Origin of the sequence: Cyanobacterium sp. uoEpiScrs1 (genome assembly GCF_947331815.1) — a bacterium.
Classification (GTDB): domain Bacteria; phylum Cyanobacteriota; class Cyanobacteriia; order Cyanobacteriales; family Microcystaceae; genus Rippkaea.
Window position 1 is genome coordinate 651,071 of sequence record NZ_OX373462.1, and the last position, 23,564, is coordinate 674,634.

14 protein-coding genes are annotated in these 23,564 nt (G+C 33.7%); 4 read left to right on the forward strand and 10 right to left on the reverse strand.

Annotated elements, in window-relative coordinates; all coding sequences use genetic code 11:
- Window positions 1-69: 69 nt before the first annotated feature.
- Entirely contained in the window at window positions 70-2,004 is a 1,935-nt protein-coding gene (gene shc / locus OXU93_RS02310) for a squalene--hopene cyclase (RefSeq protein WP_267384246.1), read from the reverse strand.
- A 342-nt stretch (window positions 2,005-2,346) separates the two neighbouring features.
- On the opposite strand from shc, the gene hemJ reads away from it, so the two are divergent.
- The gene (hemJ, locus tag OXU93_RS02315) at window positions 2,347-2,913 is read left to right on the forward strand and encodes a protoporphyrinogen oxidase HemJ (protein WP_267384247.1); all 567 of its coding nucleotides are present in this window, start codon (window positions 2,347-2,349) and stop codon (window positions 2,911-2,913) included.
- 889 nt (window positions 2,914-3,802) lie between these two features.
- On the opposite strand, the gene thiO is transcribed toward hemJ, so the two are convergent.
- Together thiO and OXU93_RS02330 are read right to left on the reverse strand one after the other, a co-directional pair.
- Window positions 3,803-5,797, reverse strand: a complete 1,995-nt coding sequence (gene thiO / locus OXU93_RS08645) for a glycine oxidase ThiO (protein WP_324127319.1) — start codon at window positions 5,795-5,797, stop codon at window positions 3,803-3,805.
- 1,255 nt (window positions 5,798-7,052) lie between these two features.
- The gene (locus OXU93_RS02330) at window positions 7,053-8,432 is read right to left on the reverse strand and encodes an IctB family putative bicarbonate transporter (protein WP_267384249.1); all 1,380 of its coding nucleotides are present in this window, start codon (window positions 8,430-8,432) and stop codon (window positions 7,053-7,055) included.
- Between the two features lie 409 nt (window positions 8,433-8,841).
- On the opposite strand from OXU93_RS02330, the gene OXU93_RS02335 reads away from it, so the two are divergent.
- The gene (locus OXU93_RS02335) at window positions 8,842-9,537 is read left to right on the forward strand and encodes a M15 family metallopeptidase (RefSeq protein WP_267384250.1); all 696 of its coding nucleotides are present in this window, start codon (window positions 8,842-8,844) and stop codon (window positions 9,535-9,537) included.
- Window positions 9,538-10,138: 601 nt separating this feature from the next.
- On the opposite strand, the gene OXU93_RS02340 is transcribed toward OXU93_RS02335, so the two are convergent.
- Window positions 10,139-10,696, reverse strand: coding sequence for a M23 family metallopeptidase (locus tag OXU93_RS02340; RefSeq protein WP_267384748.1), 558 nt, complete (start codon window positions 10,694-10,696; stop codon window positions 10,139-10,141).
- 300 nt (window positions 10,697-10,996) lie between these two features.
- Complete coding sequence (gene uvrC, locus OXU93_RS02345) at window positions 10,997-12,841, reverse strand: excinuclease ABC subunit UvrC (RefSeq protein WP_267384252.1); 1,845 nt, start codon at window positions 12,839-12,841, stop codon at window positions 10,997-10,999.
- Between the two features lie 270 nt (window positions 12,842-13,111).
- On the opposite strand from uvrC, the gene OXU93_RS02350 reads away from it, so the two are divergent.
- Window positions 13,112-13,945 carry a carbohydrate ABC transporter permease gene (locus OXU93_RS02350; RefSeq protein WP_267384254.1) on the forward strand — a complete coding sequence of 278 codons (834 nt, stop codon included), beginning with the start codon at window positions 13,112-13,114 and terminating at the stop codon, window positions 13,943-13,945.
- Window positions 13,946-14,950: 1,005 nt separating this feature from the next.
- Here OXU93_RS02350 and coaBC read toward each other — a convergent pair.
- From coaBC to surE, 3 genes are all read right to left on the reverse strand, one after another.
- A complete protein-coding gene (gene coaBC / locus OXU93_RS02355) occupies window positions 14,951-16,204 on the reverse strand; it encodes a bifunctional phosphopantothenoylcysteine decarboxylase/phosphopantothenate--cysteine ligase CoaBC (protein ID WP_267384256.1) in 1,254 nt (417 codons plus the stop codon).
- Window positions 16,205-16,249: 45 nt separating this feature from the next.
- A complete protein-coding gene (locus OXU93_RS02360; protein WP_267384258.1) occupies window positions 16,250-16,828 on the reverse strand; it encodes a DUF3727 domain-containing protein in 579 nt (192 codons plus the stop codon).
- Between the two features lie 65 nt (window positions 16,829-16,893).
- Window positions 16,894-17,709 carry a 5'/3'-nucleotidase SurE gene (gene surE, locus OXU93_RS02365; protein ID WP_267384260.1) on the reverse strand — a complete coding sequence of 272 codons (816 nt, stop codon included), beginning with the start codon at window positions 17,707-17,709 and terminating at the stop codon, window positions 16,894-16,896.
- A gap of 272 nt (window positions 17,710-17,981) precedes the next feature.
- Here surE and pheS point away from each other — a divergent pair, with 272 nt between their 5' ends.
- Complete coding sequence (gene pheS, locus OXU93_RS02370; protein ID WP_267384262.1) at window positions 17,982-18,986, forward strand: phenylalanine--tRNA ligase subunit alpha; 1,005 nt, start codon at window positions 17,982-17,984, stop codon at window positions 18,984-18,986.
- A gap of 990 nt (window positions 18,987-19,976) precedes the next feature.
- Here the strand turns inward: pheS and OXU93_RS02375 are convergent.
- The gene (locus OXU93_RS02375; protein WP_267384263.1) at window positions 19,977-20,843 is read right to left on the reverse strand and encodes a branched-chain amino acid ABC transporter permease; all 867 of its coding nucleotides are present in this window, start codon (window positions 20,841-20,843) and stop codon (window positions 19,977-19,979) included.
- A gap of 372 nt (window positions 20,844-21,215) precedes the next feature.
- Entirely contained in the window at window positions 21,216-22,694 is a 1,479-nt protein-coding gene (locus tag OXU93_RS02380; RefSeq protein WP_267384264.1) for an FAD-dependent oxidoreductase, read from the reverse strand.
- Window positions 22,695-23,564: the final 870 nt, after the last annotated feature.

Consider the following 23,564-nt stretch of genomic DNA (forward strand, 5'->3'; position numbering starts at 1 on the left):
TTTCACCCTTGTCAGGGGTAAGGTGATAAGGTGGAACTTGACCACCTTATTTGGCTGCTTCATTAGGTGTTACATTTTAGAATATAGATTATGATAACGGCCTAACGCCATCAACGGAAAATAATGGCAATAAAGATGATAACGGATATAGAAATGACAGGGGAACCCTGTTCCGGTAAACTCAGTTTCTTCCCAGGTTCCCTCAGCCGTTTGGTTAGTTAGTAAGTAGTTGATGCCTCGTTTTATAGCATCTGTGGCAAAGTTCCCTAACGCTTTCCCTGTATCTAATAATCCAATTAAGGCCCAAGCAGTCTGGGAAGCAGTACTTCCCCCTACTCCTTTGAGAGAAGAGTCATTATAACTCCAACAAGTTTCACCCCATCCTCCATCATTATTCTGACAACCGACTAGCCAGTTAACGGCTTTTTCCATCTGAGGTTTATGGGTCTCCGCAGCGATGGCTGCTAAGGCAGATAATACTCCACTGGTTCCATAAATATAATTGACGCCCCATCGTCCAAACCAGCTACCATCTACTTCTTGTTCCTTGTTTAAATATGCCAAAGCTTTTTGAACGCGATCACCATCGATTTCCAAACCACAAGACCCCAACATTTCTAACACCCTAGCAGTGATGTCAGCCGTATTTGGATCGATCATGGCTTTTAAATCTCCATAGGGAATTTCATTGATCCAATTTTTATCATTGTCTACATCAAAAGCTGCCCACCCTCCAGGTTTACATTGCATAGTTGCCATCCATTCTACACAACGATTAATAGCAGCTTGTTTGCGCTTTTCATCGGGCAATTTAACGCCATGTAAAGCCATAACTATTACCCCGGAATCATCGAGATCGGGATAAAAACGGTTAGTAAATTCAAAGGACCAGCCCCCTGGTTTTCCCTGGGTATTTTTAATGGACCAATCTCCATAATCAAGAACTTGCTGATTAAGTAACCATTCACCTCCTTTCACTAAAGCTTGATGATCCGGTTTTAGTCCTGATTCAACTAAAGCTCTTAACGCCCATCCCGTATCCCAAACAGGAGACACACAAGCTTGGACACGATAAGTTTCTTCTTCTTCAATGGAAAAACGATCAATGGCTTCAAATCCTTTTTGAACACAGGGATCGGCTATATCATAATCGAGTACCCGAAAAGCAATTAATGAGTTGACCATTGGGGGCATAATACCTCCCCAATCTCCGCTTTCTTGTTGATGATCTAAAATCCATTTTTCTGAGGATTGAATACTTTTTTTATGAAAAGGAACTAAATTATTTTTATTACTCCACTTAAAGACTTTATCTAATTTTAAAAAAATGTCTAACCAATTTCCATTACTAGGCAAGGTATATTTTACATTTGCAATTCCTTCAGCATATAATTCATTTAGAGTAAAATCTGAATTAATTTGAAAAACAGGCTTTTTATCAAAAACAATTAGTAAAGGAACTGTACTTTCTCTAGCCCAACTAGACATCTCATAAATATTGAAAAAAAAATTGTTGGGAAGTAATATAATCCAAGGCGGGATAGAGGGAATTCCTCTCCAATCATAACAGCCAATTAAAGCTAAATGAAACTTGGTAAAAATCCTGGTTTGACTAATACCTCCCTTGCTGAGGATAAAGTCCCTAGCTCGAATTAATGCAGGATCCTCTTGAGAAACTCCTAACAGACGCAAGGCCATATAAGCCTCAACAGAAGTACTGAGTTCTCCACCATCACCATAAAAAAGTTCCCATCCTCCTTGTTCATTTTGTTGACGACGAAGATAAGTTTCCACTTTATGGAGGGGACGAGTTGTGTCAGTTCCCCATATTTTATGAAGTAGAACAGTTTCAGCCGTTAAAGTAATATTTGACTCAAGTTCTCCCCACCAATATCCGTCAGGATATTGTAAAGAAAGTAAATACTGTTGACTGACCATGATAGCCTGACTAAGGTTGAATTGGTTAACCCTTTCGACTGATGACACACTCTCTTTGATCTGCATTTATGTTCCGTCTTTCTCCTCAATTGTCCCTCTAGATTATAGCTAGTTCAAGATTATCCTAAGTAACTATAGGTAGTCTGTCTAACGTCAACCAAATACAGTTCACCTGCATGAGTCTATTTAATAGGGAATGGGCTATGATTTATTTTTTACTGGCAAAAGTGAATCTGGTATCAGAAACTGATTTTGTTTCTGAAATATTAGATAACCTATCTTCTTATCCCAACAGCTATTTCAGATCTTCGATAAATTTTTGTTGAGTATTTTTAGAAAACTATCAGAGAACTCGATACACTCACAATTGATGATCAATTTTAATCCATATTATTCTCAACAAGTATTATGATGTATTTTTGGTTCAAGGCTTTGCACCTTATCGGTATTGTAGTTTGGTTTGCAGGATTATTTTATTTAGTACGTTTGTTTGTCTACCATACAGAAGCTTCTCAACAATCTGAACCTGCCCAAACTATTCTTAGAACTCAATACGAAATTATGGAGAAACGTCTTTATAAGATCATCACCATACCAGGAATGGTAATGACAGTGACCACGGCTATCGGTTTGATTTCTACGAAACCTGAAATCTTAAAACTAAGATGGTTACACATTAAGTTAGTTTTTGTTGCTCTGCTTTTAGCCTATCATTTTTTTTGTGGCTGGATTATGAAACAGTTGGAGAAAAAAGAATGTCAATGGACAAATCAACAGTTTCGCGCTTTCAATGAGGCCCCAACTGTATTATTGTTCATAATTATTTTACTAGCAGTTTTTAAAAATAATTTGCCATTTTATTCAACTATTATACTGATATTTTTGGTTGTTATCACGATAACTATTTTTATTAAAATTTATGAGAGAAAACGTAGTTTTATTCAGGTTAAAATAAATGAATATAGAAAAGAATAATTAAACAATACAAAAATAGATAGTGTTTAATTGATTGCAGCTAGTTACAATTTTTATTATTAGTTATTGTCCACGAATCTCTCATTTATTATTATAATTATTTTAAAATCTATATACTAGTGATATTAGTAAACATATAAAATTATTTTTTAATCGTATAATATAGCTTGTGCCTGTTTAGTTAAATCCAGAACATAAGAGATAAACTATATTTTAAATAGAATAATTTATCAAAATATTTCTTCCTGACTATAATCAGTAAAATGATTATTGTTTTTATCATTTTACTCAAAAAACTTATTTTATTGTTGATAACGTAAGTACAGAGATTAATTATGAAAGTTAATTATAATTAATCTTTGAATTAGCTAGATACTTTAGATACTTTAATAAGTTAAAAAAATAACTATTAAATTGATGTCAACTCCAATTAATATCCGACTAATTTATTTAGATTTCTAGACATTTATACCATGTGTACACTTATTAACTCTTTTTGTTGGGGTGGATAAAATAATCAATTATATAGTTGCTTGAACTGCTTGATAAAATTTAATCCTGTAAGCGTTTTTTGAATATTTTTTAATTAAAATAGTTAATGACTACTTAATAATTAGTTTTTAATTAAAGACTCAAACATATAAGTATTTAAAATTATTATTTTTACTTTTTTATTCGATTTATTTTCCATACTTACCTACCTGAAATAATCTCTCTGGATTTAGGTTGAATTGGCAATTATTATTTCAGGTAAGCATTAATTTTTGATAACTCATACCACTCACGTTATCATTAACATAATCTATTCTGCATAGATAAAGACTCATGAAACGATAACATATTAATAGTAGTTCGTGCTATATTCCTGTACCACTCGTCGAGAGGAGTATCATCTAGTTAGAGAGGGCTTTTGGGTGTTGATAGTTCCCGTTAAGGGAGAACTAGCGCTAGCATACTCTTTAACAGGAATACGTCCTCCCAAATAAGCTAAACGTCCAGACTCAATTGCCATACCCATTGCTTTTGCCATCCCCACAGGATTTTTAGCCAAGGAGATAGCACTATTAATTAACACCGCATCAGCTCCCAATTCCATTGCTTTTGCTGCCTCACTGGGTGTTCCGATTCCAGCATCGATTATAACGGGAACTTTTGCTTCTTGGACAATAATAGTGATGTTGGCTTCGTTGCGAATCCCCTGACCTGAGCCAATAGGGGAACCTAAAGGCATAACCGTAGCACATCCTACGTCCTCAAGACGTTTTGCTAATAGTGGATCTGCGTTAATATAGGGAAGTACTACAAACCCTTCTCTGACTAATGTTTCAGCTGCTTGTAGAGTACCGATAGGATCAGGTAGCAAATATTTAGTATCTGGAATGACTTCTAGTTTGACAAAGTTATTGTCTTCTTGTCCCAATAATTTTGTCATTTCTCGTCCTAACCTAGCTACTCGAATAGCTTCCTCAGCTGTTTTACAGCCTGCAGTATTAGGTAACATCCAAATTTTGCTCCAATCTAAGGCTTCTGCTAATCCTTCATGTCCAGGAGCTTTAGTTTGCACTCGTCTAACGGCAACAGTTACAATTTGGCAACCACTAGCAGCCACACTATTCTGCATACTCGCAATGTTAGGATATTTCCCCGTTCCTGTCATTAAACGTGAGTGAAATTTATGCCCGGCAATTATTAGATTATCATTGGCAGGAGAAGAAAGTTCGCGATACGATGATGAACTCTTAGCTCCGTTGAGGGAAACTGGATTAAAAGTTGTCATACTCATAGTTGTAGGAGTAGCTCTACTGTAGAAGCGCTCACTTCGAAAAGAATCGAGGATAGGATCAGACTTCTGGTTAATAATTAAATTACTAATTAAGGAGGCAGTTATAGGGGCTAATAAAATACCATTACGACAATGCCCTGTTGCTAATATAAGATTATTGCAATAGCTTTGTCCTAAAATTGGCAATTTATCTGGCGTTACCGGACGATAACCCCACCAAAATTCTTCAATTGGCCAATTAGCTAATTCAGGATAAAGTCGGATTGCCCTAGTTAGTAAGGTCTTGATACCTTGAGGGGTATTGTGGGGAGTCAAACCCACCTCTTCGGAAGTTGCACCAATAATTAAACGACCATTACGTCGAGGAACGAGGTAAGTAGCTGGACCATATAACACCCGTTGTAAAGGAAAGGTTTCTTCAAGTTGTCGGGAAGGCATAGTAACAGACAACATCTGTCCTTTAACTGGGCGCACAGGTAAAGGAAGAATTTGACCAGCCCAAGCTCCACTAGCTAGCACATAAGTTTCTGCTTTAATTTCTCCCTCAGACGTTAAAACACTAGTTACTTTGTCTTGTTTTTGTTGAATTGTTTGAACAGTCACTCCATTACGGACATTAATACCTAACTGCCGGGCTGCTTTGCTAAGAGCTTCCATCACTATGCAATTGTCTACTTGACCATCTTCAAAATGCCACCACCCTCCGACGACATCATCTCCTAAACCTGGTTGATGAAGACGGATAGCAGTTTTGTCCAACCATTGGGCAGTAGCAGTATTTAGCAAATCTTTGGAGGGAAGATCATAAACAGGAGCTATGATACCGGAAGGATTATATCCTAAATCGAGTCCAGTAAGATCTTGAATCTTGCGAACCCATTCAGGATACAGCCAGCGAGATTTAATACATAAGTCTAAAAAGGGTCCTGGAGTTATGGCTTCTGCATTGGGGGCCAACATTCCTGCAGCCGCTCGGCTTGCCGTTGGGGAAAAATTTCGGTTGAGGAGGGTGACAGACGCGCCTTTCAGTTTAAGATCCACAGCGATGGATAGGCCAATGATGCCACCGCCAATAATAAGAATGTCGTTGGTTGGGTTCATGTGTTATTCCGTAATTCCACCCCTTCTTTACTTAATTGTAGAGTTTAACATTTCTACGTGCCGTAAAATAATTGTCATTTTATAGATATACTCGTAAGCCCCACGGTTTTCGAGAAATGGAAAACCTTCCGTATTTCCTGATTCCAGAAATGTTTATACTCACTGCTCTATCCCCTATTCTCTATCTATCGTCTTGTCTGAGCTGTTGCTCTCATTGAACCTCTCTTTAAGAGCTGTCTATAATTTATTGTCCTTGGAAAGCTATTATCCCACTAAAACGATAGCTTTATATTAAGATATAAAGCTATCGTTTTACGACAAAACTTCTAGACAGTTTGAATTAAGTTGCTTAGTCTAAGTAGTTATATATAGAGGAACAGCACTTTGTTAACAGGTAGTATAGATAAAATAATAACAATAAACAGACACAAAAGTATGTTAACAAAGTTAGTAGTAAAAACTCTAATTAATGTCATTTTTTATTACGGGCTTTATTATTATGAAATAAAATTTAAAAAAATATTTAAAGATCAAGTAATAAACTTAGCATCATAAAACTATTAATAATTTCAAATAAATGACAGCATTTGCTATTGATTTAAAATTTGCTCTTTTCCCAGTTTGTAAAATAGTTTATTTGCCAGTTAAACTAGTATCTGTTGGGTTGATCTCTAGGAGGAATCTGCCTAAAAATATAGATAAAAAAGTTGATTGTAGAAACTATAAAATTGTATCTGGAATGAGATAGTTTATAAATAAGTAGAGAGGTTTCCTATTAATAATTAGAATATCAAAAAAGTTGCTCGACGCACATTAAGCAATATATTCACTAATCTTAAACTTTATTCAAACCCCTCCAGTTATAAAAGTCATCAACTCTTTGAAGGATATGGGGTAATAGTTCAACTACTACACTTAACTTCAATATTTAGCTATGTAAGTTTTTGCTAAATATTTTTATTAATATTTTATTAATTATTTACACAGTACGATTATAAAATAAAAATGTAAATAGTAGCCTAGAATGCTTTGCTGACTTAGGTTAATTTTTCTTCTTCTGATAAATAATATAAACGTTAAAACGTATACTCCTATTCTTAATATTGTCCAAACAATAATTACGTTACTAGGTCAGAGATCTGTAAACTGCTTTGTTAATCAGTATCTGTAAGATTTAGAAAACTTGTTAAATCATAAAATATTTTCTATAAATAAGTGTTTACTAAACAGATAAAATAAAATAATCTAGACGAAATTATTTTATTTCTTGTTCTCTTGTTTGGAATTGATACTGACTGGCAATCAAAGCAACAATAAACCACCACAAAGTATTAACTTGAGGACGATACCAGACTGTATCGACTAATCCTTGAGTTAAAATGCCAGCGATGGCTGAGATCGCCGCTATCAACCAAAGTCCCTGACTATTATGTTCTAAACGTAACCGTTGTATTTGTTGAACCCCTTGATTAAGGGTAACTATAATCAACCAAAAAAGAATTCCCAAGCCAATCAATCCCGTTTCCACTGCTGTTTCTAGAAAAATAGAATAAGCACTCAAAGCGCTATATTTAGGACTCATGTAATGAGGATAAACAAGATTAAAAGTCCCATTTCCTGGACCAATACCCGTTAAAGGATAGTCTCGAATTATGTTTATTACTGCTATCCAAACGTTCATCCGAAAATTATTACTGCTATCTTCACGTCCAGCAAAAATACTCATGACTCGTAATCGTAAAGGTTCTACCATCATTACCGAAACTATAGCGAGCCCTGTAAACCCTCCTAAAACCAGAGTTAATAGCCATTTACGCCAAAAATTAGACAAAAGTCCCCAAAACCAAAGAATAAGTAATGACATAAAGACAACTAACAAGGCTATCATCCCAATCCATCCACCCCTACTGCCTGTAAAGTACAGACAGGTAGAATTAGTTAAAACCATGGTAACAGCTAGAGTTTTTGGTAACCAACCTCGCCAAATAAAAATCGCTCCAATACTTAAAGCGATTGCTGGAAATAAATAAGCACAAAGTAAATTAGGATTACCTAAATAACTATAAACGCGAGTTGCTTGGGCTAATTCAGAAGCCGGATCATTCCAGGTAGCTAGCTGTTCAACTCCAAAAAAGTTTTGTCTCACTCCATAGGAACTGACTACTAAGCCAATTAGCAAAATAACAGTAATCAACCAGTTAGTAAAGCGAGGTGCTCTTAAAATTCGTGCACATATTAAGAAAAATAAGAGGTATAAACTTAATTTAATTAACCCCGACAATGCAGCTGTTTTAACTGGAGAAAATGCCACTGCAATAGCAGCCATTATCCAATACAACGCCACCATGAAGTGAATAGGAGTAATTCCTGGGTTTTTCTGATCAGAAACGGTTAATATTCCCCAATATACGGCTAGAGCTGTCAACCAAACTCCAATTAATCCAGTAGAGATAAACGGTCCAAAAATAAAAACAATACTAATCAGTAATGCGCCGAGAGTATCTCCCCATCTTAACAGAAAACTTCCCTGTTGCCATTGACTCAATAAACCAACAGTGCGATATAAATAACTACCACTAAGCCATCGATATGGGGAAAAACATGAGAAGGTCAACTTATTCCAAATATTATCCATAGATAATAACCAGTGATTGTAAATCTGTTATTAATCATAAAAGATAGAGTTGATAATCGCCGACTATCTTAGTGATTAACATAAATAGAATATTAACAAATAGCTGTTAACTGTCAGATTTATGTTAATTATAACTAACTATAGGTTGTTAAAGACAAAGTCAGTAGTCTTAGACAAGATATTTTATATCACTTGCAAAAAAGTTGTTTAATGATACCAATGACTCACTTACAGTTAAAGATTATATTGAACTGTAAGTGAGTCATTGTCGACTTGGCGATGTAAGAAACAGCCGATTTTAGTTCTAATGCGATAGTATTTAATTAATTAGATTAAAAAGTAAAGTTATGGACTGCTTTCATAAGCTCTCTTTACTTTATTTGGCTTATCTCTTACCAAAAGTAAACTTGTGAATACAAAGCCGTATCATAGTATTTCTATCCAAGATTGTGGAGAGCCTTTAGTTCTAATTCCCCTCAAAGAATTTGCTATAGAATCACCTCACCCCTACGCAAAACTAGGAGCAATTTATCAAGGAAAATCTCCCTATCATTTACGCCAAGGGGTTCTGGATGCTTTATTAAATGCTCAAACTTATTTACATCAAGAATATCCAGGATGGAAAATAAAAATTTTTGATGCTTATAGACCCATAGAAGTACAACAATTTATGGTTGATTATACTTTTGATTTAGTTATTAAAGAACAAAAATTAAGTCTAGAAAATTTAAGCCCTCAACAACAACAAACCATTTGGGAAAAAGTATACCAAATTTGGGCAATCCCTAGTAATAATAGTGAAACCCCTCCTCCCCATAGCACAGGAGCTGCCATTGATATCACTCTAGTCGATAATCAAGGAAATTCTCTCAATATGGGAGGGGAGATTGATGAACTTTCAATGCGATCACATCCTAATTATTACATTAACAATCATTCTAAAATAGAAAGGACCTATCATCAAAGACGAGAAATTTTAAATAAAATTATGACTAAAGCTAGCTTTTGTCGTCATCCCCGAGAATGGTGGCATTTTTCTCTAGGCGATCAAGTATGGGCATGGCAAAAAGGGAAATCTACAGCCCGTTATGGTGGAATTATCTAAGATTAGAATTAGGTGTTATGAAGTTTTAAATGTATCTTAATTTATATCCTATGATAATAAATGCTATAAGATATAAATTGTAAATTAAACTCACTTAGGAAAAATATTATTGATATTTAAATTTATATTCAAACTATTATTCAAATTTCTCTAACCGTAGGCTAGTACCTTCATTAATTAAATAAATTCAAAAGCACTATAAACTATCAAAGAAATAATAAATACATATCAGATATAAATACAGCCTTAGTTACTATTTTATATTGATGATTTTATAATTAACGAAAGCTATGAGTATGTTTTTTAAAAAACAATATATAATTTAGTTAATGTTTAATTTTTTATAAATAAAGACAAAAACCATAAGTAAACTATTTACAATAGTAACAAAATTAATTATATAAAAATATCAAGACATTAAAAATAATCTAAAACAAAAAATAATAAACTACTTTTATAAAAAATCATAGAAAATGAAAACCTGTTTCAAACATATATTCAGAAACTGATTTTAATTTAAACAACAGCAGTTTTAAGTATATTTTTATCAGTAGTATGTCAGTGTATGATTACAGATTAACCCTAAATATTACTGTAAACTTTAAGAAGATACTTGATAACGAAACATCTCCTTAATTACCAACTCAGGATCAATATATTGATCTCCATGTTTTAATCCCCAATGTAAGTGTGAACCAGTGGTTTGTCCAGTCATCCCAATACGTCCAATCCTTGCCCCTCCTGGAATTTCTTGACCCTGCCAAATAATAATTCCTCCACCTTGATCTATAAAATAACGTCCTTGAGGAGTATCTTCTACTGATCCCATCAAATGACAGTAAATATGTTGCCATTGTCCTGATTGAATTTTAATCATTGTTCCACAGGCAGTATGATCGGATAAACTTATTACTCGGCCTATCCACCAATTTCGTACATAACTTCCTAAAGGAGCAGCCATATCTAACCCTTGATGAAATTGCGTTTCTCCGGTAAGTGGAGATGTACGGTAACCATACCCAGAGGTATATGTTTGAAAGTTTTCCACTGGAAATGAGGCATATCGCCAAATACTTCTAGAAATTACTGCTGGAATATATTGTGCTTTTAATGGATAATGTCCCAACCATTGAAAACCTAAACAGGGCATAAAACTCATCAAGACTAACAAAATAGGACAAGACCATTGGGAACGGAAAATCCTAAACCTTGGACTAATAAACTGAACTACTTTAATCATGTCACTACTCACACTTAATTATATTAAAATTATAGCTTTGGTTTTATTTTGGCATGATAATCATTTTTGTTTTGATTTGATCGTCGACCACAGTAACTAATTGAAAATAATGCTGAGTTATTGTAGTGATTACGTAGAACTTTAGTTTAATAGTTTTTACAAAAAATAAATGACTTTTAAAAAATTTGTTTCACATAATATATCTTGATAAAAATAAAGTTAATGAGAATGAAAATAAGTATAAATTTTCTGGGCTAGAGCTTTTCCAATACCGGGTACTTGTTGTAAGTCTTCCATGGAAGCTTCCCTAATATAATTAATAGAACCAAAATAGGCCAATAGATGTTTTTGACGTTCAAATCCTAACTCTGCAATTTCATCTAACCTTGATTGCCGACTTTGTTGAATTCTTTGTTGACGATGAAAACTAACAGCAAAACGGTGAGCTTCATCCCGTATTTGTCTCAATAAAAGAACCCCAGGTTGTTCTACTTTAGTTCTTAAGGGGTGGGACTCCCTAGGAAGAAAAATTTCTTCTTTTCGTTTAGCTAAACTTACTACTTTGAACTCTTCCATCAAGTTTAATTCTTCTAACACAGCTACAACTGCTGAAAGTTGACCTTTTCCCCCATCAATCATAATTAAGTCGGGACGCTCTTCATTATTAACTTGATAATCACGAAAACGGCGACTAATAACTTCAGCCATACTAGCAAAATCATCAGGATGGCCAATTGTTACCGTAGGATTTTTGATTTTAAAATGTCGATAATGCTGTTTAGCAGGTATTCCGTCAATAAAAACTACTTGCGAAGCAACCGTATTTGTTCCTTGAATATGAGAAATATCATACCCCTCAATACGTCGTGGTAACTCTGGCAAACCTAACATTTGTGTTAGGTCTTTCATTGCTGTTATATTTTGTTCTACTTTTCGTTGAGTTCTTTCTAACTCATAGTTTGCATTTCGTTCTACCATATCAATTAATTGGGCTTTTAATCGCCGTTGAGGAACAGTGATAGATACTTTTCTTCCCTTACGTTCACTTAACCATTTTGCAAAAATCTCCATTTCCGGTAACTCATATTGAACAATGATTTCGGTGGGAATTTCTATCCCATCTGCCTGCCAGTAATGTTCTTCAAGAACTCGTTGTAAAATTGCGCCAGAATCCCCTACATTAGTATCTGTAAAAAAAATCAACCGCCCCACTAAACGACCAGCACGAATTTGGAATAATTGAATACAACAATGTTTAGTATCTTTGGCTAAAGCAATGGCATCTCGTGAGATAGTATTATCAGGTAATGAAACTTTTTGATCTACTGTTAACGTATTGATTGCTTTAAGTTGATCTCGGATCATAGCAGCTTTTTCAAAGTTTAATTTAATTGCTGCTTCGTCCATTTGGCATTTAAGAGTCGTTATCAATTCTCCTGTCCTACCTTGAAAAATCATCGCTATTTTTTCTACAATTTTACTGTAATCTTCAGTAGAAATTAATCCTTGACAAACCCCAGGACATCTACCAAGCTCATAGTTAAGACAAGGACGATCTTTAAAGAGAGGTGTGAGGCGCTGACGTAGGGGAAAAACCTGTTTAATTGACCGTAAAGTGTGTCGTAATAAATGAGCGTCTACATAAGGACCATAATAGCGATCACGTTCTTTGTTTAATCGTCGTTTACGGGTAATAAAAATACGGGGATATTCTTCTGACCAAGTAATGCAAACATAAGGATATTTCTTATCGTCTTTAAGCAGAACATTAAAATAGGGTTGATGTTGTTTGATAAGATTTGCTTCTAAAGCTAATGCTTCAGCCTCTGTGTCGGTGACAATAAATTCAATATCAGTCACTTGTTGAAGCATCAAAGCAATGCGAGGACTGTGGTGTTGGGATTGCTGGAAATATGAACGAACCCGTGACTGCAGTTTTTTTGACTTTCCAATATAAAGGATATCTCCCTCTCCATTACGCATTAGATATATTCCTGGCTCAGAAGGAAATTCTTTTAAACGAGTTTTTAGTTTATTAGTATTTAAGAATAATGGGACAACCATGGATAATATTAATAATCCTTATTTAGGGAAATATTCTTATAAACAAGTAAAGTCTTTATAAGAGAAAGCAAAGACATAGTATTTCAATTGTAATGATAGATCTAAATGTTTTAGTTTATTTATTAATTTTGGAGTTACCATATCAGAATTCAATAACTAACGATGAATATAAGTTTTAATGTACTTTTTTAGCTAAAATGTTGCTCATAAAGCCTGATACTAATCTATAAAGAAGGCCAACATATACTTTAACCTGTTGATTTTCTATTAATGGTAAATTTTAAATCTCTAAATAAAACTAGCATTTATTACCTATTTTTAGCTCTGATTGCCATAGGAATGCTCTTTCCTTTATTCTGGCTATTAAGTACTGCCTTCAAGTCTCCTACAGAAGATATTTTTACTGTTTCCTGGAAAATTTTTCCCCAAAACCCTACTTGGGATAATTTTACGTCCGTCTGGCAAACTTACCCTTTTGGACGTTATTTATTTAATAGTACCGTAGTTGCAATTTCAACCGTCAGCTTAAATCTATTATTTTGCTCTCTGGCTGCCTATCCACTCGCTAGATTACATTTTCAAGGACGAAATATTTTATTTGCGGTTATTGTAGCCACAATTATGATTCCTTTCCAGATTGTTATGATTCCTTTGTATATTCTGGCAGTACAATTAGGACTCCGCAACACTTATCTAGGAATTATTGTACCCAATTTAGCATCAGCATTTGGGATTTTTCTATTACGTCAAGCATTCCAAGGAGTTCCTAAAGAATTGGAAGAAGCGGCCCGTATTGATGGTTGTTCAGAATTGGATATTTTATGGCATGTTATGATCCCCTCGGTACGTCCTGCTTTAATTACTCTGGCTATCTTTGTCTTTATTGGGTCTTGGAGCGACTTTTTGTGGCCATTAATTATTCTTGATCGGCCCGAACATTATACTCTTCCCCTAGGCGTTGCTAAGTTAGCTAGTGCTTTAGATCTCGATTGGAGACTAATTGCAGCTGGTTCAATCATATCTATTGCTCCAGCTCTATTATTATTCGTATTTTTACAACGATACATTATTCCGACCGATGTAGGAAGCGGAATTAAAGGATAATAGAGTAAAGACAATCTATAGAATGGGGATCATTCCTAATTTATTGTATTGAGCTTTTATTTTAGAGACGCTCGGCTGCCTATTTGTTTGATACTTATGGCTTAGGCTAGATAATCTACTGAACAACCGCGCTTGCAATAGAGATTTTCTTGGTTTAGCTTTATTAGGCATCATCAAAAATATTCTGCCTAAAGGCTACTGAGTTCTCATCAAACAGCAAAAATTAATTAATGTTCTTGTTTAAAAATCATTTCTAATAATAAATTAAGTTGTTTTTGCAACACATCTTATTTCCTTTTTAAAAAATCAAAACCAATTTTAGTAAAGAATAGCAAAGATTAAAATACTTTACATTTATTGTCGTCATCTTTTGTGTAAAAATATAGCGACAATAAATGTTATTTGTAAATCATTTGCTTGTAAAACAACTAACACTATAGTTGTTTTTTATTTATAGTTTGATAGCTAAATTTTTACACTTAATAATACCTATAATAAAATCTTATCATTTATATACTTCATTTCAATGATTTTACGTTTAAAAGACAATCAGATTATAAATGTGTAGTATATATTTTTAGATTTTGATAACTTTAGATTGATATTCATTTTATATAAAAATAAATATCAATCTAAAGTTATCAGTTTATTCTTAATAGTCTTCATCCCTATTGTATATCACTTTTCATTGCTATTAAATCCGATCAACCTCTACTTCTTTTTAAAGATTAAGTAAAGATTACCGATAGTAGATATTAACTTTGATTTTTAATTGACAATTTTACGCTTAATATTTCCAATACTAATGGCAAAATAAATACTCTGTAATCGATAACATCTAACCAATTATTTTAATTATCACAATAACCTGATAGTTTTTTGTGATTTGTCCACAATTCTTAGTTAGTTGAACTAAAATCAATATAATGTTAAAAATATTCTTCTTAATTAAGAGAGGCTAGTCTGTTTTAATTAGTTAATTTTTAGAAGTTTATACAATACTTTCTACATTGACTTATAGATACTCTCCAAATGCTCAACAATTTTTATAGCTATTTCTTTTTTTCCTATCATCTTTTGAGGTAACTCATTTTTAGTAACTAAATAAGCAATGTGTCTCTCTTGATCCTCCATTTCCTCTCTTCGATTAGCAACTACTACCTGATACCCTTGTTTTATTCTAGCATTAGCAATTTCTATTAAAGCCTTATAACTAACTTGTTCTTGGTATTTAAATGTCACCATATAAAGGTTAGGAAATTTTTGTCTAACCTCTTCAATAACTTTGATGGTCGGAATTAGTTTAATAGTTTTTAGTTTTCCTCTACTAGAAATTTTACCAGGAATAGTTTTCTCTGGTTGATAGTCAGCAACTGCCGCTGAAAAAATCCCAAAAGCATAGTTGTTTTTTGTTAATTTTTTTATTACTAATTCTAAATAATCTTGGTAAGTTTTGATAAGTTGACAGGATAAATAATCCGGCGGAGTATAAGAACTTTCTCCGTGAATTAAAGTTACATCTGCTCCTTTTACGTATAATTCTTTAGCAATTGTAGACCCTAACTGCCCTGTAAAATGATTAGTTAAACGACGAATATTGTCAATAGGAACTGGTGTTGGTCCACCTGTTACTAAAATGGGTATATTCCTTAAAGGAGATTTACTAATTAGACGGCAAACTTCCATTGCAATATTTAATTCATGGGGAATATTATTTTTTCCATACTCTTGTCTAGGCGGCATAATTTTTACTCCCCTATTATGCAAGAATTTTAAGGATTCTATTAAAATAGAATTATGTAAGCTACCGTGCATAGTAGGAACGATCATAATTTTAGTTTTTCCTTGTTCCATTCGTCCTAAAGCAGATGCCAAGGTAGAGGTAATTACCCCATCCGCAATGCCGTAACGCATTTTATTAATAGTATTATAGGTAGCAGGAGCCACAATATAGGCAGTAAAAGGAGCACGGTCACTTAAATGTTCAGCCACTGATGTTAATTGAGTAACGACAGGATTATCAGTGCTCCACTCCAGAGCATTCAATGTAACATATCGAGTCGCTTCCTTGGAGACAAAAGCCCGAACATTAGCCCCTTCCCGACGTAGAGCACGTGCAATCAAAGGAGTTTTCATAGCAGCTATTCCACCAGTAATTAATAAAGCAATATTCTGCCCAAGAAGATTATTTCCCACTAAAGGAACATCATGATCTCCCAAGTCCGAAGATGGAGGTAGACTAAAGTCCCAGTCTTTCATATGGTTGTTGATTAAATTATTAAAGATTAACTTTTATAATATTCATTATTCTGTATCTTCAAACAATAAATCCTCCAAAATAGGCTGCATTCGCTGATCGTCAGGAGAGACTAAAGATATTTCTCCAAGTAAGTCATATTTAGCCAAAAATAACAAAGGAGCAAGAGGAGTATAGACAGAATACTTTTGATTTTTATGATAAAAATCAGCTAGAAACTGTAATTCTTCTGAGTCTAGGGGTTGTTCCTCAATATCTAAATCAAGGTTCAAAATGCCGTCATCTTCGATGGGAGGTAATTCTCCTTTAACCGTTAAAGTAAAAGCTGTAAAACTTAAAACTAAATCTAATTCAGCTAAAACGGCTCTAGCGTCAGGAAAAATATCCTTAATTTCTGCTTTGTCTTCTAAAAGAATAACATTAGTGTCTTCTTCTTCCTCTAACTGCTCATCCCAGTACAAAATAACAACGGGAATGTCGACAGGCATCAGAAGGATATAAGTTCCATCTTCTGCCTCTAGAGCGTTTTCTACATAGCATTCTAAAGTGCGACCCTCGTTATCGGTTAGGGTAACACTATCAATTTCTTCTGGCTCGCTTTCTGGACTAAATTGGAACGAGGGCATGCTCTTGAATAGGACTGTGATAGTTGATTAGAATATCACACAATGTCATTAGTTATTGACAAAAATTAACTTAGATAAGTATCTAACCAGCCAGTTTGATAAAGATATTTAAATCCCTCAACATCTGTTAAATTGTACTGTAACGGAGTAATGGTAATGTAGTTGTGTTGAATACCTTGGACGTCTGTTGGAATATCTGACGGAAGATGGAGATGTTCTGGTTGTTCAATTTCAGTAACTAACTCCCCAGCTAGCCAATAGTAGCTTTTTCCTCTAGGGTCGAGACGTTGTTCAAATTGCTCCACGTAGCGGCGTAATCCTTGACGAGTGATCATTACACCGGCAATCACGTCTTGAGAAACTGGAGGAATGTTCACGTTTAAAAGAGTTGCCTTGGGTAATGGGTTACTAACTAATTGTTGAACTAATGTACACGCAAAATTAGCTCCCGGTTGAAATTCTTTTGAAGAAAAACTAGCTAAACTTATAGCAATACTAGGAATTCCTTCAATTACTCCCTCCATAGCAGCTGAGACTGTCCCTGAATACAACACATCAGTGCCTAAATTGGAGCCATGATTAATGCCTGAAATGACTACATCAGGAAGGCTCTTAAACACGGCACTGAGGGCAAATTTAACGCAGTCTGAGGGAGTTCCTGAACAAGACCAGGCAACTACCTGGGGATGAAAAAGGTTTTCCACTACCTCGGCACGAATTGGGCGGTGAAGGGTTAATCCATGACCAGTTGCTGAGCGTTCGCGGTCAGGACAAACTACCGTTACATCATGTCCGGCCAGGGATAGAGTATTGGCTAATGTGCGAATACCCTGAGAGAAAATACCATCATCATTACAGATAAGTAGTTTTAAAGATTCCATGATCAAACTTGAAAGGTAGAAAAGAGGGGCAAAAAGTAAAACTTGAGTACAACAAGGTTATGGCTTTTACCTATGTTTTAACCTTAATAGGTAGTGTTACAACACGACAATTGAATCATTTATCTCAACTATAATCCTCCACTAAGTTTCAGTGTGATAATGATTTAAGTGAAACTGAAACAAGGATAAAGCCAAAACTTCGATACACTAAGATGTAGATGTCAAAACATTTCTCAGATAAATTTTAACTGTTAACTTCTGACTTTATTTCCATGACTACAATTTCCAACGCCCTAGAATTAGAATTAAAAAATTTAAAAGAGAAAGCACAACAGGAGATCAAGTCCATCACAGATTTGGAAATACTCGAACAACTTCGCATTAGCTATTTAGGAAAAAAGGGACAACTTTCCAGAATTTTGCGGGGGATGGGTAAGTTAAACAGGGAGGAACGTCCCCATGTTGGGTCCTTGGCTAATGAAGTGAAAGAAGCTTTACAAATTAATCTTGATCAACAACGTCAAATATTGCAAACTGCTCAAATTAAAGCACAACTTATTGCAGAAACCCTTGATGTAACTATGCCTGGAGTAAATCGTCCCCTAGGTCGTCTTCATCCCCTTAATAGTACTATTGATCGGGTATTAGATATTTTTGTTGGGTTAGGATATAGTGTAGCTACCGGGACCCATCTAGAAACGGATTATTATAATTTTGAGGCGTTAAATATTCCCCCTAATCATCCTGCACGGGATATGCAGGATACTTTCTTTTTAACTGATGGTCATTTGTTACGAACCCATACCTCTCCTGTACAAATTCATTACATGGAAGCTCATGAGCCTCCTGTCCGTATTGTAGCTCCTGGACGCGTTTATCGTAGGGATACGGTGGATGCAACTCATTCGGCTGTGTTTCACCAAGTAGAGATTTTAACTGTAGACAAAGGATTAACTTTTACTAATTTGAAAGGTACTATCAAAGAATTTTTAAAGCAGATGTTTGGAAAGGAATTACCTGTCAAATTCCGTGCTAGTTATTTTCCTTTTACAGAGCCTTCAGCAGAGGTAGATATACAGTGGCAAGGTAAATGGTTAGAAGTAATGGGGTGTGGTATGGTTGATCCTAATGTCCTCAAAGCTGTAGGTTACGATCCAGAAGTTTATACGGGATTTGCTGCAGGTTTAGGAATTGAAAGATTTGCCATGGTGTTACATCAGATTGATGACATTCGCCGTTTTTATAACAATGATATGCGATTTTTATCGCAGTTTTGATAGTGAAGAATAAATAGTCGTCATTTTTTAAAATAAAAGTATAAAAACCTTATTATTTTGCTGTGTTTTACTTTCTATTCTATTTGACTGGATAGCTTTAAATAAATCCTAAAAAACTAAATACTTGTGTATCATTACATATAGACAATTAGAGTTAAACTTATATTTTTTATTAAAAAACTTTTTTAGCCAAAATTTTGTTCAACTGCCTCAGTTTGAATTGTTACTGTATTTAGTTTAAGATATACTATTTAACAATTTTATAAACTTGTATTTGACGCTATTCCTCTTCTATAGAGAGTCAAGTTATTTTTTTTATAAAATTAGCTTAATTTATCTTGCTTAACATTCTATATAAACGCCAAAGATAAAAGATATAAGAATAAAACTAAAGCATCAATAATATAATTTTTACAAACTCTAAGCACTGTGTTAATAGCATCATAAGGAGTTGTCTGTTTAGACTTAATGATACTGTACTTAGTATTTTTACTTTATGCACAGTTATGGCATCAAATGCTTAAATCAATTTAATGAATAAAATTATAAATTTAGAAACCCTAACAATAATAACTTGTTTCTAAGATAATTCAACTCTGAGAAAATTGCACCAGAATAATCAATTAAATATTGACAAATTTAGTTTAGGTAATAAAAGCTATATATTTTAATATTAATCATCTTAGAATAAGACATAACTAATTTATAAAATAAAAATAATAATTAAGATATTTTATTTTTAAGTTTAGTTTTTACAATAATAATTAATTGAACTTATCTTACTTTAGTAATATAAAACTTTACTTATTTTCAAGCTTCTAGATATCTCAATAAAATATTTAATTAATTATCTATTCTAATTAGATACGATTATTATCGTTACTTATTTTGGCATTAAAAATTATAATGCAACTCAAGAAAAACATAGTGCTACTTATTGAGTTACATTATAATTTCTTGGAAAGAATACTAACATTTATAGAAAATATACTACATCATTCCTTTAAAAATTCCTTGAGGACGAATTAAGAGAATAAAAATCATGATTAGTAGGGATACTCCTAGTTTATATTCTGAACCTAGCCAGGAAATACTAACACTTAATTCTTGTACAATACCAACTACTAGTCCGCCAACAATCGCCCCATAGGGGTTGCCAATTCCTCCTAAAATTACTGAGGCAAACATAGGCAAAGTAAGAAACCATCCCATAGTTGGTTTAATAGTATAAATTAGTCCATACATTGCTCCCCCAAAAGCGGTTAGCCCTCCTGTAATTACCCAAGTCCAGAGAACTACTTTTTCCACATTAATTCCTGATACTTTTGCTAAGTCTACATTATCGGCTACTGCTCGCATTGCCTTACCAAGTTTAGTTCTTTGTAAGAGAAGATGAAGAATTGTAATAGCCACAATGGCTAACCCCATAACGATTAGTCGATCTCGTTCAAATTTAATTCCTAAAAATTCTTGAGCAGGAACAAGGGGAAGTTGATAACTTTGATTATTACCTCCCCAAATCATTAAAATTCCGTTGCGAATAAACAATGCTAAGCCAATAGAAATAACAATCAAAGTGGTAGAATTTGCGCGGCGATCACGCATGGGTTTCCATAGTAGATATTCCGCAATGATCATAGCAATAATGGTGCCTAAAGCCCCTAGAATCATCGAAATCCATAAATTAATCCCGTTAATTTTTGCTACCCAAGTCAAATAAGCCCCCAAAGTCATAAAATCAGCATGGGCAAAGTTAGATAACCGTAAAATTCCATAAGTGAGGGTTAAACCTACTGCGGTGAGAGCAATAATACTTCCAATAACTAGTCCGTTAAAAATCAGTTGGGGTATTTCCATAGACTCCTAAATAATGATTTACTCTGATTCCATATCATGTCATATTTAGACATCTTGGTTGATATACTCCACTCCCTAAAGTGAGTGGAGTATATTAAATATCATTGTTTTAGATTTTTGGCTCAATGAGTTTCCCTAAATTGAAATTCTCTTTTATCTTTCACCCAGGGGCGATTCTATTCTCAGATGTTTACCCTATTTTAGGAGCCTGTTTTTTTATTTCCTACAATATAATTCAAAATTAGAATATATGATTTCTCTAAATACTTAGTGCTTAGAATGTTGACCTGTATAAACTTTCGGATACAGAACTCCATAATTTTAGTTTGTTAGGTAAAAGTAAAGACTAAAAGGAAAAAACTAAAGCTTTTATTATCTAACGGTAAAAAATTGTAAAGGGTAGGAGTCAGCAACTAAAGTTTCTGCTTGTTCCTTAACCTTTTTTAGGGTTGTTGAATCAAACGCTATTTTAGGAGTAGATTCTTCAAAATTAATCAAAGTTTTAATACGCTGATAAGCTTGGTAGGCAACAGTGGGGAAAAAAGAGAATTTGCCAGGAAGAACACATAAATAATTACTTTGGGGATTAGACTCGATCCAATAACTATAACGCCTTTTCTGTTCCTCCTCGCTAATGAATTCAGTTTTCATACATTCATAACTAAAAAGTTGACGATCATACAGTTTTTCTTTGCCAAAATAACGCTCTGCTAATTCTAGAATAGGCTCAATGTCAACTTCCTCCGGATCCTCATCTCTCATATAACCTGAATTAGCTAACATTGAGTAGATAAATTTTTTGTTGCCCTTTTCTCTTTGCTGAAGAAAATGATTGAAATGAAAACGATTCTTTGTGGACATTCTAACAAAATTATTATTTACTAGAGCTGGGTAGGCTACCACCATGGCACTTCGACTCCGTTTTAATCTAGCTCTTATCTGCAAGTCGGCTAAAAATGACTCAAATTCTTCCCCAACTGCAAAAATAAACAACTTAGCTTTCAGTCGTTTTATCAGTCCTTGTTTAGTTTTACAAATTAAACTTTTTAGGCGGATTGGACCGTAGCGATCTATTAAGAGTTTATCAATGGTAATTCCTGTTTCGAATGTTACTTCCTGATTTAGACAACTTGCTACTAAATCTTTGATAATTCTACTTGTATTCATTGAACAATCTAGGGTGTGGAGAATCTCATAATTAGAGGGCATCATCCCATAAGAACTGTCAAATTTGGAACAAAGATTACGAATGTTTTCAGTTGATTGACGCAGAGAACAAGATACCCCTTCGTAATTTTCTACTTGAGCATAACTAGGAGCAACACAACTATCATTATTTTTCCAATTATGTTGTTTTCCATAAGCAACTTCTAAGCGACCTAATACTCTACTGAGTTGAATATCAACTTGTACTTTATCACTTCGTAAACGAGATGAACTGATTTCTGGTGCATCAGCCTTGGGATGAATGATATGTACCGGTTGATCATTAAACCATCCTTGGGCATTAGGAATAATAGTTGGAGTGTAAAAGTTAGAAGATTTCTCAATCAAATTAATATTACAGTTTTTCAGAAAATAGGGACTATAGAAATTGATTATATCTTCTACTCCATTGACACAATTAATAAAAGTTTGGGCGTCATCTTGGCCAGAATATAAAGCACCTGTATGAAACCACCCTTCTAATTTACCCGAGGCTAAATTACCTAATTTGAGAGATTTTTCTAGAACTTTAATAGTTAAATTACTATGACGTGAAAGAAATTCAGCTATAGCAATCCCAGCGATACCGCCTCCAACAACGACAACATCAACGTATTCTATTTCAGATGCTTGAGTTGAATTCATGAGTTTGTTTTAATAATTTAATTTATAATCGATAGTGGACATTGACAGGTTTAGATAAAGTTTTAGAAATTGCTGTTACAGTTTTTATCTCTTTAACCATTTATTCATAAATCAAAACCAGGATTTCAATTTCATTACTTGGATGAATTTTATACTTATTTAGTTATTTAGCAGCAGAAGCATTGGCTCCTAGGTGATCTATATAACTGTAGCATTTATTTTTTATAAACTTTTTAATATATTTTCATTTAACTAAGTTGTAAATCGACTAGTAGGACATATTTGTTTAATTCCTAAAAGGAGACAAAATATCGACGGTTAATGTTCCGCTATTGGATACATAAATACTAAAATTCTCAAATAACTTGACATCTCAAAGCTCCTGTATGTAAAAGCATGTTACCATTACCTTATACCAAGTCAAATTAAATTTATAAATACTTTTTGGCTAGAGTTATTATTAATATAACCTATCATTTATTTAGATAAGTATTTTAGCTAGATATCCTCGTCATTTAGTTGTAAATTACGAGGATATGCTGAACAGCAATGTTAGGCAAATAGTTATTTAGTAGTAGAATAAAATTTAACCAAAATACCTTACAGTTTATTGGTCAGTAGAACTAGATTTGTTAAATAAGAGTTAATTATTATAATAACTAAAGACTTAACTTGATTCAAATAATATTAGATATCAAGTTAAGTCTTTCTTATTCACTAGTTTAGTTTTTTAAAATTATACTTGTCTAGTAAACTATATTTCAATAAAAATTTATACAATACCTAGTCTTACTATTATATTAATAGCTATATATTTTTACTAAAAGTTAGATTGTAAAAATATATTACTTAGATTTAGTTTTAACTATT

Coding starts and splice junctions, on each gene's coding strand:
- shc (WP_267384246.1), bottom strand. CDS start 2,004: ATGCAGATCAAAGAGAGTGTGTCATCAGTCGAAAGGGTTAACCAATTC.
- hemJ (WP_267384247.1), top strand. CDS start 2,347: ATGATGTATTTTTGGTTCAAGGCTTTGCACCTTATCGGTATTGTAGTT.
- thiO (WP_324127319.1), bottom strand. CDS start 5,797: ATGAACCCAACCAACGACATTCTTATTATTGGCGGTGGCATCATTGGC.
- OXU93_RS02330 (WP_267384249.1), bottom strand. CDS start 8,432: ATGGATAATATTTGGAATAAGTTGACCTTCTCATGTTTTTCCCCATAT.
- OXU93_RS02340 (WP_267384748.1), bottom strand. CDS start 10,696: ATGAGTTTTATGCCCTGTTTAGGTTTTCAATGGTTGGGACATTATCCA.
- uvrC (WP_267384252.1), bottom strand. CDS start 12,841: ATGGTTGTCCCATTATTCTTAAATACTAATAAACTAAAAACTCGTTTA.
- OXU93_RS02350 (WP_267384254.1), top strand. CDS start 13,112: ATGGTAAATTTTAAATCTCTAAATAAAACTAGCATTTATTACCTATTT.
- coaBC (WP_267384256.1), bottom strand. CDS start 16,204: ATGAAAGACTGGGACTTTAGTCTACCTCCATCTTCGGACTTGGGAGAT.
- OXU93_RS02360 (WP_267384258.1), bottom strand. CDS start 16,828: ATGCCCTCGTTCCAATTTAGTCCAGAAAGCGAGCCAGAAGAAATTGAT.
- surE (WP_267384260.1), bottom strand. CDS start 17,709: ATGGAATCTTTAAAACTACTTATCTGTAATGATGATGGTATTTTCTCT.
- pheS (WP_267384262.1), top strand. CDS start 17,982: ATGACTACAATTTCCAACGCCCTAGAATTAGAATTAAAAAATTTAAAA.
- OXU93_RS02375 (WP_267384263.1), bottom strand. CDS start 20,843: ATGGAAATACCCCAACTGATTTTTAACGGACTAGTTATTGGAAGTATT.
- OXU93_RS02380 (WP_267384264.1), bottom strand. CDS start 22,694: ATGAATTCAACTCAAGCATCTGAAATAGAATACGTTGATGTTGTCGTT.